Origin of the sequence: Rhodobacter capsulatus (genome assembly GCF_003254295.1) — a bacterium.
GTDB lineage: Bacteria > Pseudomonadota > Alphaproteobacteria > Rhodobacterales > Rhodobacteraceae > Rhodobacter > Rhodobacter capsulatus.
In genome coordinates, this window is record NZ_QKZO01000011.1 from 15,887 (window position 1) to 32,199 (window position 16,313).

The 16,313-nt window shown below is 63.2% G+C and carries 4 protein-coding genes; all 4 read left to right on the forward strand.

The annotated features are described in order from the left end of the window. Positions 1-213: 213 nt before the first annotated feature. The 4 genes from LY44_RS17720 to LY44_RS14785 all read left to right on the forward strand — a co-directional run bounded on the left by LY44_RS17720 (position 214) and on the right by LY44_RS14785 (position 16,022). Complete coding sequence (locus LY44_RS17720) at positions 214-690, forward strand: hypothetical protein (RefSeq protein WP_146707257.1); 477 nt, start codon at positions 214-216, stop codon at positions 688-690. A gap of 88 nt (positions 691-778) precedes the next feature. Next, positions 779-3,925: a hypothetical protein gene (locus LY44_RS14770; protein WP_146707258.1), complete on the forward strand. Its 3,147-nt coding sequence runs from the start codon at positions 779-781 to the stop codon at positions 3,923-3,925. Next, on the forward strand, positions 3,922-9,960 hold the full coding sequence (locus LY44_RS14775) for a DEAD/DEAH box helicase (RefSeq protein ID WP_055210831.1): 6,039 nt from the start codon (positions 3,922-3,924) through the stop codon (positions 9,958-9,960). Before LY44_RS14770 ends, LY44_RS14775 begins: the two co-directional genes overlap by 4 nt. 146 nt (positions 9,961-10,106) lie before the next feature. Next, positions 10,107-16,022 (forward strand): ATP-binding protein, encoded by a 5,916-nt coding sequence (locus tag LY44_RS14785; RefSeq protein WP_146707259.1) that lies wholly within the window; start codon positions 10,107-10,109, stop codon positions 16,020-16,022. Positions 16,023-16,313: the final 291 nt, after the last annotated feature.

Genomic DNA, 16,313 nt, shown 5'->3' on the forward strand with positions numbered 1-16,313 from the left:
TCTCCGTCACAAGAATTGCTTGGATTTGCAAAAAGATGCTCTTTTGCGAGTTATTTTGATCGGCGGTCGGTCATGCCGGATTTCGAGGTTTTCCACAACGTCGGCGTACCAGAAGCCCAATTGTTGCTCGGGACGGCCAAGAATATCTTTCGGTCTTTTTGAGTTTTTCTTCGGGACCCCGGACGATGGGGGTGAAAATCTCTTGAGGCTGGCATGCACTATGAACAGAGCGACTTGTTTGCAGATATTCACTGTGCCGACCGTTGGGGTGCGGTTGCTGGTTTTGACCATCAGCAACCGCGATCCGCGACCGACAAAACCGATGGAGAGGTCATCTCCGCGCGCCTGTTTGACGACATCCATGCGCTGGCGAACCTTTGCGCCAATGCCGTCATCCCTGAGAGTTCGTCCGCACCGACTGCTCTGGAAAGTGTTCCAGATTTCGTGCCGCCGCGCGATGATGCACGGTCGTTTCCTCTGGATGGACCGATCGGCACGGCCCCGTCGTTTTTCGTGCCCGTCTCGGTACCGCTCAAACGACGATGGGGTGCAATGCGTCGAGCCGGATCCCAGAAGAGGCTTCGGATCGACTGCAAATTCCGGGGACGGGAAGGGAATTGGGTCCGGCGACAAGCTCCGCGCGAAAGGAACCAGAAGCGATTGCCGCGTCGCGCATCGGCAAATTCGTGAGGCCTGTCCTTGACGCATCGGCCTGAGCATGTAGAAGTCTGGGGAGTGGAATCCTTTTTTGTTAAGGGCTTACAATCTTTGCCCTGAAATGGGGCAGACCTGTCAACGACCTGAGCATTCCTTTTGTTTCCCTTTGGTCATCGGGGCGAACATGACATATGACGAGCGTTTCTTTGCGTCACGCGGACTGGAGGGAGCCGATGGCCGCCCGCTGCACGGTTGGCGGGTCTCCGACGTAGAAAAGGCCGAACTGAGGCGAAATCTCTTTGTTCGGGTCTCTTCCGGGCAGGTTCTCGAAAGCACGGCAAAATGGTTTGTGCTTTGGGCTGCCGAGCATATCAACCGGACCTATGCCCGCGGTGTGCTTTCCTGGGAGCTCGTTTTCGGGGGGCTTGGGGTATCGGTTGACATTAAGCTGGCACACGCTCTCACGGGGCTGGGGCTGAAAGCCTGGGGGCGGCCGTTGCGTCGTCGCGCGTCGGACAATGCGGCGCTTTACCTGCAATCGCTCTTGGCAGAGGGGGGGCTTCCCGACGCACTCCTGAGCCGCGAAAGCGGCTATCAAAAGGCGGTTCTGGCGGCGGTGGAGGAATTGGAGCGCCACGGCAATGCCGATCCTGAAACGGCTCGGCTCATCGCCGATCGCACCCTGAACCGGCTGCCGGAGGTCTTCGGTCACGCTGACTCGAGCTTGCTTCTGGCTGAACTTGCATTGGCGATCGTCGAACTGCGCCGCGCCCTGCCGCCCGAAATCGACGAGGCTGCGATCGAGACTTGGCTTGATCGCGCCGTGCCCGGCTGGGCGGATCGCTTCCCGATCCGATTGTCGGAGGCCGCGCGGGCGGCGATCTTGCGTCCGGCATTGCGGCGCGAAAGCACGCGTTCCGAAAGCAACGGGCCGCCGCTGTTGCGGGCGCTGCGGCCCCGCGCCGATGGGGCGGGCTGGCTCGGGATCATCAAGGCCACCGGAGGGGTCCTGCCCGATGCGCTGATACCCGCTGCGGCTCGGGGGCAGATCCTGCGCCTGACCTCGGAACAGGGGTTGATCCTGCGCGCGCATCCCGAAGCTGGCGGCTGGCGACTGGATCCGGTCGGTCGCAACTTCACAGTTATGCCACTTGTCGAACCGGCAATCTTTACCGCCAACCTTGACGGAAGGGCGCTGTGCGATGTCGTGCTGGAGGCTGGTCTGCCCGAGCCTGAAGAGATCCTCAGCTTTTGGGTTTCGGGCGAGGAGGGCGGCTTGAAGCCCGCGGCACAGCCGCGAACACGCTCGGACCGGATCTGGGTCTTGGCTCCTGAGGGCGTGACGGGGGAACCGGACGCGGGGGTAACGATCCTCGGGGCCGCGTCAGCTCCCGGCGGGCGGCTCTGGGAGCTTTCCGGTGTTGGTGAGATCAGGTTCGGTCCTCACAGGACGAGCATCGCAACCGGTGCCGAAACTGATGCGCAATCGTTGCAGATCCTGCCTTTCGGCGAGATTTTCCGGGGGTGGCGGGCGCTGGGCAGACTGCCGGTTTATCAAGGCAGGATGCGTTACCTTGGGGCGGATCTGGGGCTTCCTTTGCGCGATCTTCAGGGGCAAATCCGCGAAACCCCGATGCGGCGCGTGCTTGGCGGGCGGATCGTGCAATGGCATCTCGGGGGAGACTTGTGCGCGGCGCTGCGTTGTGTCGTTCTGCCGGCCGATCTGCAGATCGATGCGGGGGAAATCGCCCCCGGGGTGGTTGAAGCGCGGGCCAAGGGGTTGCCGGTCGGGTGGCGGATGAGCCTTGCCGCAGCGGGCGTGCAAACGCCGTTCGGAACCGAGGCCCGGCTTGACGTCGGCGCGCGCGATCCCGGTGATATCGTGCTGACCCTGCATGACACCGCCTCCGGCCTTTCGCTCGATCTGGTTCGAGCCTGGCCTGCGCGTGCGCCGCTGCTGATCTCGCCCGAGGGGGAGCGTTTGCGGTCGAACCGGGTCTTGGCGCTGCGATCGATCCATGGTTGGCGTGGGGTGCTGCCCGAGCAAGGGGCGGCGGTGCAACTGCGTATCGCGAAGGCCGCGCACGCGATCGGCTTCGCTGAAGCGGGGCAGATCCGTCTGGCCAGCTACGGCGCGTTGCTGGGTCAGGCCCTTGCGATGACCGGGGCCGATGGCAAGGTCAATTTGCGGCTTGTTGCCGGGGTGGAAACCAACCGGCTCGAGATCGGGCGCTATGACTGGGAATTGCCGCGCGGCGATGCGCCGGACCTTGGCGCCGAGCCGTGTCGTCTGACGGCGCTGACCGTGGCGCCGCCCCATGAATTGCGGGTGAAAGAGGTGGAGGGGCCGCTCGATCTCTCGGGCTGGTTGTCGGATGTGTCCGGGATCTGGTTCGTGCAGGGGCAATCCGCGCGCGGGGTGATGCGGCCATTCCCCTGGTCGAGCGATCCCTTACCGCGATCGACCCGCGAGGCCCGCATCGAAACCTATCTGGCGCAAATACAGGGTCTCATGCGTCGGCCGACAGATCCGGGATGGGGGGAGATCGAGGCGCTGATCCGGCTTGGCCGCGCGGGGGGAGATTGTGGCGCGCTCGATCAGGTCCAGGCGCTGGGAGCGGTGCCCGAATGCGCCGTTGCGCTGCTGTTGCGCACGAATACCCCGGCAGAAATCCTCGATCTGGAAACCGAAGCGCCACTGTGGTGGCCCCTCACACCCGTTTCCGCCTGGAGATCGGCGGTGTTGCATCTGCGCGATCTGCTCATGCCCAAGCTTGAGGCCGCAGGATTTTCGGCCGCCGAGGCGAAAGAAATGTTCTTGACCCGACTGCGGCAGCAGCTGGGCCACGTCGTCTCGCTGCGGCGGGAATTGAGCGGGCACGTGGCGCAGGCGCTTGGCGGGCTGGGATTGGCGCATGAGGTGATCGGGCCTGATGGCAAGGTGATTTCGCTTCGGGTGATGAATGCGCCCGCGCTTTTGACGGTGAGTGCTGCGGGACTGGTCGCCCGCTCGCCGGTGATGCCGCAAGGCAGCGGCGGGTTGCATCCGAAACAGTTGGTTGCGCCCAAGGGCTTCAGTCGCAAGGTTTTACCGGCGCTCGAAGCGCCTCTGATCGTCGCAGAGGTGGCCGCGGGGCTTGCGAAGCACCCGGTGCCTGCCGACATTCTCGAACTTCTGGCGCTGCGCCTCGTCGATCCGGACTGGTTCGACACCGCATTGCCGTTGGCGATTCAGATTGCGCTCTCAAATCCAGGACAGCGGAAATGACCCTGACCAACTCCAATCTCGATCACGCCCTGTCGCGCATGGCCCGTCGCTCTGCCTCCGCCGTCGTCGCCAGGGCCCGCACGTCGAATACGGCGCTGAATTCGGTGCTGTTGCGTCGCCTCGCTGCGGCACCCGGGCACCCCGAGGCACTTCTCGCGGCGCCGGTATTTGAGGCGGCAAAGGCTTGGAAACCGGGCGACAAGACCCTGGGCGATCTTTCGGGCACCTTGCTCGAGCCGCAGTTGGTCGAGGCTTTGAGTGCAGGACAGAAATATCGCCTGCCGAAGGAACGTCCGCCCTATTTCCATCAGTTGGAAGCCTGGCGCGCGGCACTCGAGGCGCAAAAATCCGTTCTGGTGACTTCGGGGACTGGTTCGGGCAAGACCGAATGCTTCCTGATCCCCTTGCTCAATGACATTCTCAAGCGCGTTCGGGTGGGGGCCGGGGTGCAGGCGATCCTGCTCTATCCGCTCAACGCGCTGATCGAGAGCCAGCGTGAGCGGCTCTCGGACTGGGCCGAAGGTCTGGACGGGCGGGTGAAATTCGCCCTTTACAATGGCGACACGCCCGAGACGGCCTTCAAGGCAGGACACCCCTCGACGCGCGTCGAACTGAAAAACCGCAAGGATATCCGGGACAATCCGCCCGACATTCTGGTGACCAACATCACGATGCTGGAATACCTGCTGTTGCGCGCGCAGGATCGGGCAATCCTCGAGGCCTCGCAGGGGGCCTTGCGCTGGATCGTCCTGGACGAGGCTCATTCCTATGTCGGCTCGCAGGCCGCCGAGATGGCGCTGCTGTTGCGCCGGGTCCGGGCGGCTTTCGGTGTCGCGCCAGAGGATGTGCGGTTGATGGCCACCTCGGCGACGATCGGGGGAGAGGAGAACGCGCTTGAAAAGCTGACCGATTTCACCGCGGCTCTGGCCGGGGTTGGCCGCGACCGGGTCGCCGTGATCGAGGGGGTCGAAGAAGACCCGCAACTGCCGATGCCGGGTCCGGATGGGCCGCTTGACCCCGCTGCCCTTGCCGCGATGACGCCGTCAGAGCTTTGGTCCGCACTTTCACCGCATCCACGGATTCAGGCGCTGCATCGGGAGTTGAAAGCCGACCCGTGCAGCTTGACACAGATAGCGGGGGTGCTCTTTGCCGATCAGGGTCGCACTGAAGCGGCACAGCAGGTGCTTGATGCCGTGGCGCGGGCCGAGGGCAACGGTCGCGCGCTCTTGGCGTGGCGAGCGCATCTGTTCCATCGCGCGCAAGGCGGGGTTTATGCCTGTGTCGATCCGGCCTGCCCGCATCGCGATGCAGAGCTGATCGCCCCCGAAAGCGGCTGGAGCTTCGGCGCGGTTTACACTGCTCCGCGGCCGCTGTGTCGCTGCGGAGCGCCTGTTTTCGAGGTGGTAGCTTGTGGCGGCTGCGGCGCGGTGCATCTGCAGGCGCGGCTCATCTCTGGCGCTCAAGCCCGCCTCGAAACCCCCGATCCGGTCGAGGGAGATGACTTCGCGCTTGACGCCGAACCCGAAGAAGATGTGGCCGAGGGCGCGGCATCGATGGTGCTTCTGGCCGGTCCGCAGGGCAAGGGGCGGCGCGTCCATCTGGAAAAGACGACCGGGCTCATCTTCGACAACGCGCCGCCTGAAGGCACGACGTCATGGCCGGTGGCGCTGGTCGAAGAGCCCGCAACACGCGCATGTTGCGATCAGGCCGACGAAGCGCGTCTGCAAGAAATGCGCTTCGGGCCAGCGTTCTTCATGGGTAATGCCTTGCCGCAGGCACTTGAGGACCTGGCCGCGCCCGAGGATCGTCCGGGTCTGCCTTCGGGCGGTCGGCGCGCGATCAGCTTTTCCGACAGCCGTCAGGGTGTGGCACGGTTGGCGGCGAAGCTGCAACAGGAGGCCGAGCGCAGCCTGACGCGCGCCTTCCTTTATCATGCGGTGCAGGAGGGTGGGGCCGCGGCCGATCCGCACCAGCTGGCCGAACTCGATGCGAAGATCGCCAAGCTGAAAGCTGTCGATGCCGAGATGTTCGCACGCGAGATCGCCGATGCCGAAGGCAAGCGCGCCGAGATGACGGGCGATGCCGGGGCGGTGGTGCGTTGGGCCGATCTGGTTGCCCGCTTTGCCGCGCATCCCGAGCTGCGCAATTTCGCTGGAGAGGTCTGGCGTCGGCGCAAGCTTGGCGGGCGGATGGGCGACAACCCTGCGGATCTGGCGCAGATGTTCTTGTTGCGCGAACTCTTCCGCCGTCCGAAGGTCCAAAACAACCCCGAAACGATGGGCCTTGTGCAACTCGTGTTTCCCGAGCTCGATGCCGCGGCGCTGAATGATCCGGTGCCGGGGGCACTGGCGCGCGCCGGTGTCGATGCTGCGGGCTGGCTCGGGCTTGCCCGCGCCGCGATCGACTTCGTGTTTCGGGATGCACTGGCTTCGCGTATTCCCGACTGGATGGTGCCAATCGTCTCGCCGCGCTTTGGCAAGCTCAACATGATCGCCGCGCCCGAGTTGCGCTTCGAGGACCGCCCGAACAACACCCGTAGCTGGCCCGGCCCGGTCTGGAAAAGCCGTCCGATGCGGCTGCAATCCATGGTCTATGACCTGATCGCTGGTGACCCCGCCAATCCGCAACATCAGGACCTCGCGGGAGAGGTGCTTGAAAAACTGTGGAACTTGCTCAAGCGCACGGTTCTGGTCAGTGCCGCGCCCGGGGCCTACCAGCTTGATTTTGCGAAAGCCGCCGTCACGCGCCTCGACGCGGCCTGGCTTTGCCCGGTGACGCGGCGCCCCTTCGGCTATTCGGTGGCCGGGCGAAGCCCGTTCGACTGCAAGCGCAAGATGGACAAGGTGATCTTTCCGCGTCTGCCTGTGGCCCGGGCGGTCGGGGTGACGACCGACGAGCGGCGAGCCCTGTCGCATTGGTGCGAGACCGACCCGGAGGTGGCTGAATTGCGTCGCCGCGGGCTTTGGAGCGATATGACCGATCGCGTTGCCGCCTATCCGGCGTTTCTGCGCGCGCAGGAGCATTCGGCGCAGATAAAACGAATTGAGCTGAAAGACTACGAAGACCGGTTCAATGCCGGTGAAATCAACCTGCTGAATTGTTCGACGACGATGGAGATGGGTGTCGATCTGGCTGCGGTGCCGCTGGTGGTCAATGCCAACGTGCCGCCCGCGCTCTCGAACTATCGCCAGCGCGTCGGGCGCGCCGGGCGGCGGCGCGAACCCTGGGCCTTTGGATTGACCTTTTGTCGCGATCTGCCGCTCGATCGCCAGGCCTTCCTGAACCCGGCCGCCTTCCTGACCCGCAAGATCGCAGCGCCGAAGGTCTGGTTTGACAGCGCGCCGCTCGTGCAGCGGCATGTCAATGCCGCGCTGATCGGGCGGTGGCTGGCCGAAGATGGCGGGATGAAGATCAAGGCCAACACCGGGTCGTTCCTTGGTTTGCCGGGCTCCATCGAGAACGCGACGCCCACCGAGGCGCCCGTCGATCAGTTCTTGCGCGCTCTTGCCGGAGAGTGGGGCAGGGGAGCGGCGCTTGCAGCGTCTCTGCGCGATCTGGTGCGAGGAACCGCGCTCGAGGCGGTGACGCCCGCCACGCTGGTGGCACAGACCTCCGCCGCGATGGAGCGCCTGACGGTGAGTTGGCGACAGGAATATGCCGCCCTTCTCGATCGCAGCCTTGGTGCCGATGAAGACACCGCCAAAGCCTTCGAATTCCGTGCTCGGCGCATGGCCGGTGAATTCCTGCTGGGCGATCTTGCGCGGCGTGGCTTCACTCCGGCCTATGGCTTTGCCACCGATGTCGTCAGTTTCGATCCGCTGGTTTCTGGTCGCTCCGATGTCGATACCGAGATCAGTTTCAATGCCCGCGGCGGTGCCTCGCGCGAATTGCATCAGGCGATCCGCGAATATGCCCCGGGGTCAGAGGTGGTGATCGATGGTCTCGTCTATCAAAGCGAGGGGGTGAGACCCGCGTGGGGGGGCGAGCAGGATAGCTCGAAACTCGAAGATTTTCAGGAGATGTGGGACTGCGGCAACTGCCATGCTTTCGGCGTTTCGGCGCTGGGGCGGCCCGACACCTGCCCCGACTGCGGCTCGATTGTGAGCGACCTGCGCAGGATCCTGCGCCCGGCAGGGTTTCTGACGGCCAAGCCGCCGCATACCGGCTATGAATCCCTCGCCTTCAGCCCCTTTGTCGCGCCGCGCGTTTCGGCGCAGGGCGGCGACTGGGTCGCCTTGCCCGATCCGGCGGCGGGGCGCTATCGGTATGATCCCGCAGGCTTGGTGGTGACGCGCGCGAGCGGTCGGTTGGGGGGCGGTTTCGCGATCTGCCTTGAATGTGGTCGCGCAGCGCCGATGGAGGAAGGTGTTCAAGGCGTCGCGGCCCCTGTGCCCGAAAGCATGGTCCGGCATTACCCGCTGGCGCGCGGGCGGGCGACCAAATTGACGTCGGATGGTCATTGTCCGGGCGGCTACACCCTGCCGAACCGGCTGCAAAAGCATGTGCATCTGGCGCAGACCAGCCATACGGATGTGTTCGAATTGCAACTTCCGCCCCCCGCGACCGAGGCGCAGGCACTGGCGCTCGCGGCTGCGTTGCGCGAGGTGCTTTGCGCGCGGCTGGGGGTCGAGATCCCCGAGATCGGTCTGACCAGCGGGCCCTCGGTCGGAGCCGATGCGACGCGACAGGTCTCGGCCTGGCTCATTGATCGCGCGGCCGGTGGTGCTGGTCTCGTGGCGCGTCTGCAGGAGGTGGATCTGTTCTCATCGGTGCTGGCGGAGGCGGCGCAACGTCTGGCTTGCCCCGAGGAGTGTGCGCATGGCTGCCCCTCGTGCATCTTGCAACCCGATCTGAGCCTGCGCGACATCCGGCTGGACCGACGCGGCGCGCGCAGGCTTGCTGAGGCGCTCGTCTTGCGGCTGCAGATACCCGAGGCGTTGCGGGTGTTCGGCCCGCAGACCCGATCGCTTGGCGGTGCGCTGGTTCCCGCGATCGATCGACTTCGTCGTGGCGGCACTCTGGCAAAAGTCGTTCTCTGCCTGCATGGGATGCCCGACACATGGGATTTTCAGGGCTGGCCGATGCGGGCATCGCTGGCAATGCTGGCCTCGGCGGGAATTGCTGTCGAGTTGCGGCTGCCGAGCGGCGCATTGACCCATGCGGGGTTCGATCTTTCGATCAAGCTGGCGCTGCACCGGATCGCGCAACATGCGCGGATATCAGCCGTCGAGAACGCACCGCATGTTGGGGGGCTGCCGGTCGTTTCGATGCTGGCCGATGCTGCCGGCGGGTGGCGTGGCGTCGCGGTTCATGCCGCCGAAGAGGCGCAGACGAATGAGTGCTGGGCGATGGGCGGGCAGGGAACAGTCCTGATCGGGCCAATGGAGCCGCCGGCGCTGCTTTCCTCGCTCTCGATTGAAAAACTCTTCGAATTCGGCACCGGCAATGGTCGGGTGCTCACCCCCGAGGGCGATCTTGACGGCCCGGTCGCAGGTTTCGGGCGCCGGTTTTGGGGCTGGATCGGCAAGACCGCTCTGCTGGAAGTCGGCGCGATGAAGGCAGTTGGTGTGACCGAGGTCAGCTATTCCGACCGCTATCTGTTGACCCCGATCACGCTTTGCCTTCTGGCCGAGACGATCAAGGCGACGCCCGGTCTGGGGGGCGCTGCGGTTCATATCGATCTTGCACCGAACGGTGAGCGTCGCGGTTTGAGAGATCCCTCAAAAATCTTCGAAGGTTACGACGATGATCGGGCTCGGCAGCAGACCTTGGCTGCGCTATTGCCCAAGGCGAAGTTGCGGATGGCGGCGCAGAAGAACGATCTGCCGCATCGCCGGGAACTGGCTTTCACCCTTAGCGACGGGCGACGCTATCGGCTGCTGTTTGATCAAGGCTTCGGCGGTATGCGCGCCGAGGGCCGTGACCTGCGCCACGATTTCCGCGCGCCGCCGGAACTGCAGGCGGCAAAGTTGCACCAAATCGATCTCAACGTTCATGCTGGCGATGAGCCGGTGATTCTCGAGACACGACCATAGCGCGGTACGTGCAGGGTGACAAATTGGGACATCCTCGCGCTTGGAAAGATGGCCGCACCGAAGATCGGGGCTTGCCGACTATCTCCATGATTGTATGGTCAAACAATTGACGTGACACTGACCTGTCCAAAGAGCGGATTGCCGAAATGCTGGAACTGGACGAGAAAACTGACGCCGCGGATGTGATTGAGCTGACTCCTGAAATTTTTGCGAAGATTTTCCCGGTTGCCCGGAGTGATCGCCGGAGGTTCTCGAAGCTTTTCGATTTCATTGATCGAAATCATCTTTTCGATGATAACGTGTTCTATGAGGCCTTGCTGCAGCGATTGCGCGAAGATGATGAGTATTGTTCGCGCTTAAATCGTGCTTATTGGCGCACATCCCGGCCCAAGGACAAGAGCCGATCCTTGGCAGTGCGACTGACCCAATGGTTCAGAGTGAATGCGCCTGATTGGGATTTGGCGAATGCACCGATGAACGAGGCCAAGGCCGTTTTCCTTTCACCAATCGAACGAGAATTGTCTGATTTGTTCTGCCGGATGTGCGTTGGAGGAGAGGACCTCTCCGCAATTACGCCAATTTCGGACGACTACTGTGAGGAAGAGGAGACTGGCTGCATTGACTGGTCCGAGTTGCTCCACGACGTTAACGAGGAACTTGGTGCCCTGGCAACGCGCGAGACCGATCGGGCGGAAGAACTTCTTGCCCTCGCAAGGACACTGGTAGAGGCCTGCCGAGAGGACCGTCAATCGCATGCGCAAACGGCGGCGAAAGTCCTGCGTGCGAAGCGAGAGGCGTTGTTGCAGGCAATCGGCGACCTCCACACCTGTGAAGCAGGGGCGCAATTGTCTGCGATTGTTGCCGCCTGCGAGGATTCCGATATCGTCGATCGTTTGGGAGAAGTGTGTGCGACGCCTCTCGAAGCGTTGCATGACCTTCACGACGCGGAGGATGAACTGCGCGCAGTGCAGGACAAAGAAGACGCCCTGCGAAATGATCGAAGCGCAGGACGAGCGGAGTTGCGTGCTGCAATGGATGAGGTCGACCGTGCTGATGCGGCTGTGACTGAACTTCGTCGAATATTTGCGACGGCCGTCGAGAGCGCGCTAGAGGCCGCAATCTCCCTCGCGGGTACGCCGGCGTGTATTTCTGCGGAGGATGTGATCGGGCAAAAGCCTGCCTTGATCCCGGTTGTTCCGACTATGAACGACACGGTGGCCTCCTCCGAAGCTTTCGACGGACCGATGGGCGAGACTGCGGAAGAGCTGACCGAGGTGCCACTGATGTCAGATGCGGCGCAGGTCGCGCAGATGACCGAAATGCCGGATGAAGGTGTCGCGGCGGTCAAGGAAGACGTTACCGTCAGCGCCGCCTTGAATGAAGAAATCGAAAACGAAGGCAATTTCGACACCGTTATTTCCGTGCCGCTCGAAGAGTTCCGTGCCGAACTGCAGATCGAAGCGCAGCCGTGTCAAGAGGCCGAGATTGATACAGATGATCTGCCGGCTGTCTGGACTGCTTCGAAATCGCTGGAGAGCTTGATCACCGATTATCTCAATGATGGTGAAACGGCGCTTGCTTGGCATCTGACATCGCTTGCGAGCGAGTCGGGATTTGAGACGCCGATACCTGCGCCGTTGTTGAAGGCGCTGGCGGCCGCGCCGATGATCACCGGCCCGTATGATCACTCGATGCAGGTGATGGGCGAGATTTTGGCGGATGCGATGTCCGCCGTCGACAGCACCGAGGAACAGGGAGCCGCCGCCGAATTGCGGGCACGCTCGATAGCTTTCGCAGCGCTGTTGCGCCCCGCCCTGATGGCACGTGATACCAACGCGCGCGAACATCTGGCCAATCTTTCGATGGCAGGGGGGCTCTCGGGCTATGCCAGCCTCGCCAATACGCTTGCAGGGCTACGCCATGATCTGCAGCCGGGTCTTGCAGACCTGAATGATCTGGTTGGCGCAGAACAGACGCGTCGCCTGCCGCAGATTTCGTCCGAAATCCGGGATTGGTTGCCGAGGGCACGTGCTGCACAGACGATGCACGCCCCTTCGAGCGTGGTCTTGCACAATCTTCTGGCGCCCGATCATACCCTTGGCCGCCTTCTCGAGGCGGCGTTGACACAGGATCTTGCGAAGGTCGAGGAGGAACTCGATTTTCTGTCCTCGCTGGCTGAAAGCCGCGCGACGGCGGAGGCTTTGGTGGAGGAGGAGGAACGCGCGCTGGATCGTCCACGCCGAGATCGCATCCGCGGCATGGCCTTCGACTGGATCTGGCGTCGATTGCAGGAAGGGGCGTGCCTTCTGTTGCGCTGGCAGGAGGCCGCGCGCGTTGATGCCTGCTCTGACGACCGTCGCAGGGAGGAGTTGCGCCGGGTCGTGAACAATCTGCGCAAGGAACTCACTTCGGTGCGGTCCTGGAGCTCGCAGGAGGACGGTCTTGACTCGGCCGTGCAGCGTCGTCTGGATGCCGCGATCGAGGATTTGATTGCTGCCGTCGAGGGGAAGCAAAGCAGCGGGTCGCGGCTGCGTGTTCTTGAGGCTCTTGATTGGCCCTTGACGCGCTTGCGCGGGCCGTGCCAGCCCTTCGAACGCGACGGCGAGAGGTTTGATGCCGAGGTGAGGGAACGTCGCGCGGTCCTGTTTGACACGCTGCGGCTGCCTGCTCGGGTCGCGAAAACCGAAATCGAGGCGTTGGAGTGGCACATCGAGGATGCGGCGATCCTTCCCGCCCGTTCGCTGCTTGCGAACCTAGAGCGCGATCAGGTCCTGCCCGCCGAGCAGATTGAACGATTGCGCCAGCGCATCGAAGAGGCCCGGGTTGCCGCTGAACAGCGGGCCAAGGACATGATGATGGCTTTGCGCCACGAGTTGGAGCCCTTGCAGAGCATCGATTTGCAGGAATCGCAAAAGATCCAGATATGGCTGGATCGGCTGCAGGTGATCTCCGAGGCGATCGCGGGCCGCAGTGGAGAGTTGTGTCTGCCGATGCATGATGATGTGCGATCGCCTGACGTGCCGCCCGATTTCCCGCAGCTTTGGCCGTTGCTTGATCAAGCTCGTGTCCTGCGTGATGACGTTCGCACGCGGATCATGGGCGAGCAGAAGGCGCGATTGGAGGCGCTTGCCAGCCGTTTTGATGCTGATCGGCGGGCCGATCTTGCCCGCGAGGCACGCGAGGTGATGGCGGAACTCGCCGATAGCGATCTGATCACGGTCGAGGATACCCTGATCCGGTTGCAGGATGGGCAGAGCCTTTTGGCGCAACGCGAGGAATCTGAAGACCACTTTGCGACCTTCTATCCCGGTTTCGTCACTGATGTGACGGCGGCTTCGATCGAGATGGGCGCGATCATGCAGGCGATCGAGGCGGGCGCGCGAATCGATCCGCTCGACTATTCCGCACTTGAAGAAAACAACAGGGCACGGTCCAAGGATCTCTTGGAAAACTGGCGCCAGGTCGGAAACTCGATGCGCTCGAACCGCGCCGATCTCAGCGGGGCGCTTCAGCGCTTTATCGAGCGGCTCGGATTCACTTCGGTGGTGATCGAAAAGGAAACGACGCTCACCCCGAACCTGCGCTGGATGCGGATGCGCGCCGATGTGCCGGTGGCAACGCATTGGTTCTTGCCGCCCGTGTTCGGAAGCGGTTCTGGGGGCAGCTATCCGATATTTCTCGCGCGCCGCGAGGTCGAGGATGCGCAGCTTGTGTCGGAACTTGCAAAGATTGGCCGTGATGCGCCCTGCATCTTGCTTGTTTTCGACCGCATGACCAAGGCGCGGCGCGAAGGTTTCGCGCTGGCGATGCGTCGGGCAAAACAGACGGTCTTGTTGATTGATGAGACGCAGGTGCTCTACTTATCCACCCGAAGCTCGTGGATGGAGCGGATTTTCGCCTGCGCCACCCCGTTTGGCTATCTGCAGCCCTACACGACGTCTTCGGGCAACATTCCGAGCGAGATGTTTTTCGGACGAGAAAAAGAGATTGCCGCGATCGAGTCCGTCGAGAACAACGGCTGCCTCGTTTATGGGGGGCGCCAGCTTGGCAAATCGGCTCTGCTGCATCATGTGCGCAAGCGCTTCGATCAGCCTGTGACCGGCCGCCGCGCCTATTATCTCAAGATCGACGAATTCGGCGGCCCGGTTCAGCCCGCCACCCAGATCTGGGAAGAGATCCGTCGGGTTCTCATCCCCGATCAGGTTGTCCCGAAAACGGCCGATAGCCCCGAGAACATTGCCGCAGCCATTCTTGACTGGCTGGCGCGGGGCGGTGAACGGCGCATCCTGTTCCTGATCGACGAGGCGGATATGTTCCTTGCCTCAGAGGTTCGAAACAATTTCCCGAACCTCAATCGGCTCAAGGACATGATGGAGTCGAGCGCACGGCGCTTCAAGGTGGTCTTCGCGGGCTTGCACAACGTCCGCCGTCTGGCGAAGGCGCCGAATTCGCCGTTGGTGCATCTGGGCGAACCGATCTGCATTGGCCCACTCAACACCTCGGCCGAGAGCGGGCATCAGGCACGTCGACTGGTGATCGAGCCGATGAAGGCGGCGGGCTTCGATTACGCCGCGCCCGATCTGGTGCATGCGCTGTTGACGCGGGTGAACTATTATCCCTCGCTGGTGCAGGTGTTCTGCAAGGCGCTGCTTGAGGGAATTGCCAATCTGCCACGCCCGCCGGGCACGGGGCCGCGCTGGCGGCTGAATAAGGAGCAATTGTTCGAAAGCAGTTCCGCCGGGGGCATCCGGTCGCAAATCCGCGAGCGGTTCCAGTGGACGCTCAACCTTGACCCCCGCTATGAGTTGATCGCCAAGGTGTTGGCGCTGCACCGGCTCGAAGGGGCCGATGCGTCGGGTGGCGCGATGTCTGTCGCTGAACTGATGCGTGAAGTGGACGTTTTCTGGCCGCGCGATTTCGAGCGGCTCAACCCAGATGACTTCCGTGCTTTCCTCGATGAGATGGTCGATCTGGGCGTCTTGATCCAGCAATCACCGGGCCGCTACGGGCTGCGTGGGGCGCAAGTGGCGCAGATGCTGGGCGATCGAGAGCAACTTGAAAACGAGATCGAGGAAATCGCCACCAAGGAGCCGCGCGTCGATTATGATCCGGGGCTCTATCACCGCCGTTTGCGGGCATCCTCCGGCGAGCAAAGGGCGCCGCTTTCTGATGGCAGCCTTGCGACACTCCTTGATCCGCGCAAACCCGGATTGCGGTTTGTCGTCGCCACGTCGGCGGTCTGGGGCAATGACCTGCCGAAGCTTCTGGCCGAGATTGCGAAAGATTGGCAGGCACAGGACGGCAGGCTCACCGGGGATGTCTTCCGCGGCACCGAGAGCGAGCTGCGTAGCGCGGTTGATCGCGGTCAGTCGCGTCATGTGATCGTGTTTTCGGCGTCGGGGCGGATTTCCCCCGCTTGGCTGATCTGGCTTCGCAAGCATCCGCGGGTTTTGCGGGGCGACATCCTGCCGGTCTTCATCGGCGATCCCGAACACATCGCCGCTTTGTTGCCGAACGGCCCGGTCGAGGGCGACTTCGGCCTCTACAAGGCACGCAGCTGGGAGCGCACCATGGTGCGCGCCTGGTTGGCAGAATTTGGGCTTTCGGTGCTCGACACGCCCGACTGCCGCGAGGCGATCCTGTCGGTGACCGGCGGTGTTCCCGCCTTCATGCCGAAATTGCGCCCGAAGCTTGAGGCCATCGTCGCGCAGGGTCGGGGCGGCGACTTTGAACCGCGGATCCGTGACCTTGCCGGAGAGTTCCAGCTGCGCCCTGCGGATGTCGGGTTGCCCGACACGCTTGTGCCGATGTTTTGCACCGTGGCCGAATGGCTCGGCGTCGAATACCAACCCCAGCGCTCGACGGGGGGACGTTGGAAGGCCGAGAATGTTGACGATCTGGTCGAATTGCTCGCGTCGGAGGGCAACGCGAATCCTGACAGGGCCTTGCGGCAGATGGCAGATCTGGGCCTCTTGCTGCGCGAACAGGATCAGGTTTCGTTGACCCACCTCGGTGCCTTGCTGGCGCGTTCCGCCGAGGCGCCCGCGACGCGCAAGGGCTGAGCGGGTGAGCACTGGCAAGCCGACGCAATGGCAGCTTCCGTCGGCGGGGGAATTCCTCGCCGACGTGGAAGCGATGATCTGGGGCGGCGGCGGCATGATCGGCGTTGACGCCGCCATGCCGCCTGGCCTTGCTTGTGAGGTCGCCCGTCGGATGCGCGACGATATGACGGTGACACAGGTTGCAGCGACCGCAGATGACCAGCCGCTCGCCTCCCTTTGTGGCGCGACCGGGGTGGGCGTTGATCTTGGTGCCTTTGCGGCCATGTCAGGCGCACTGGTGATCGTCGATCT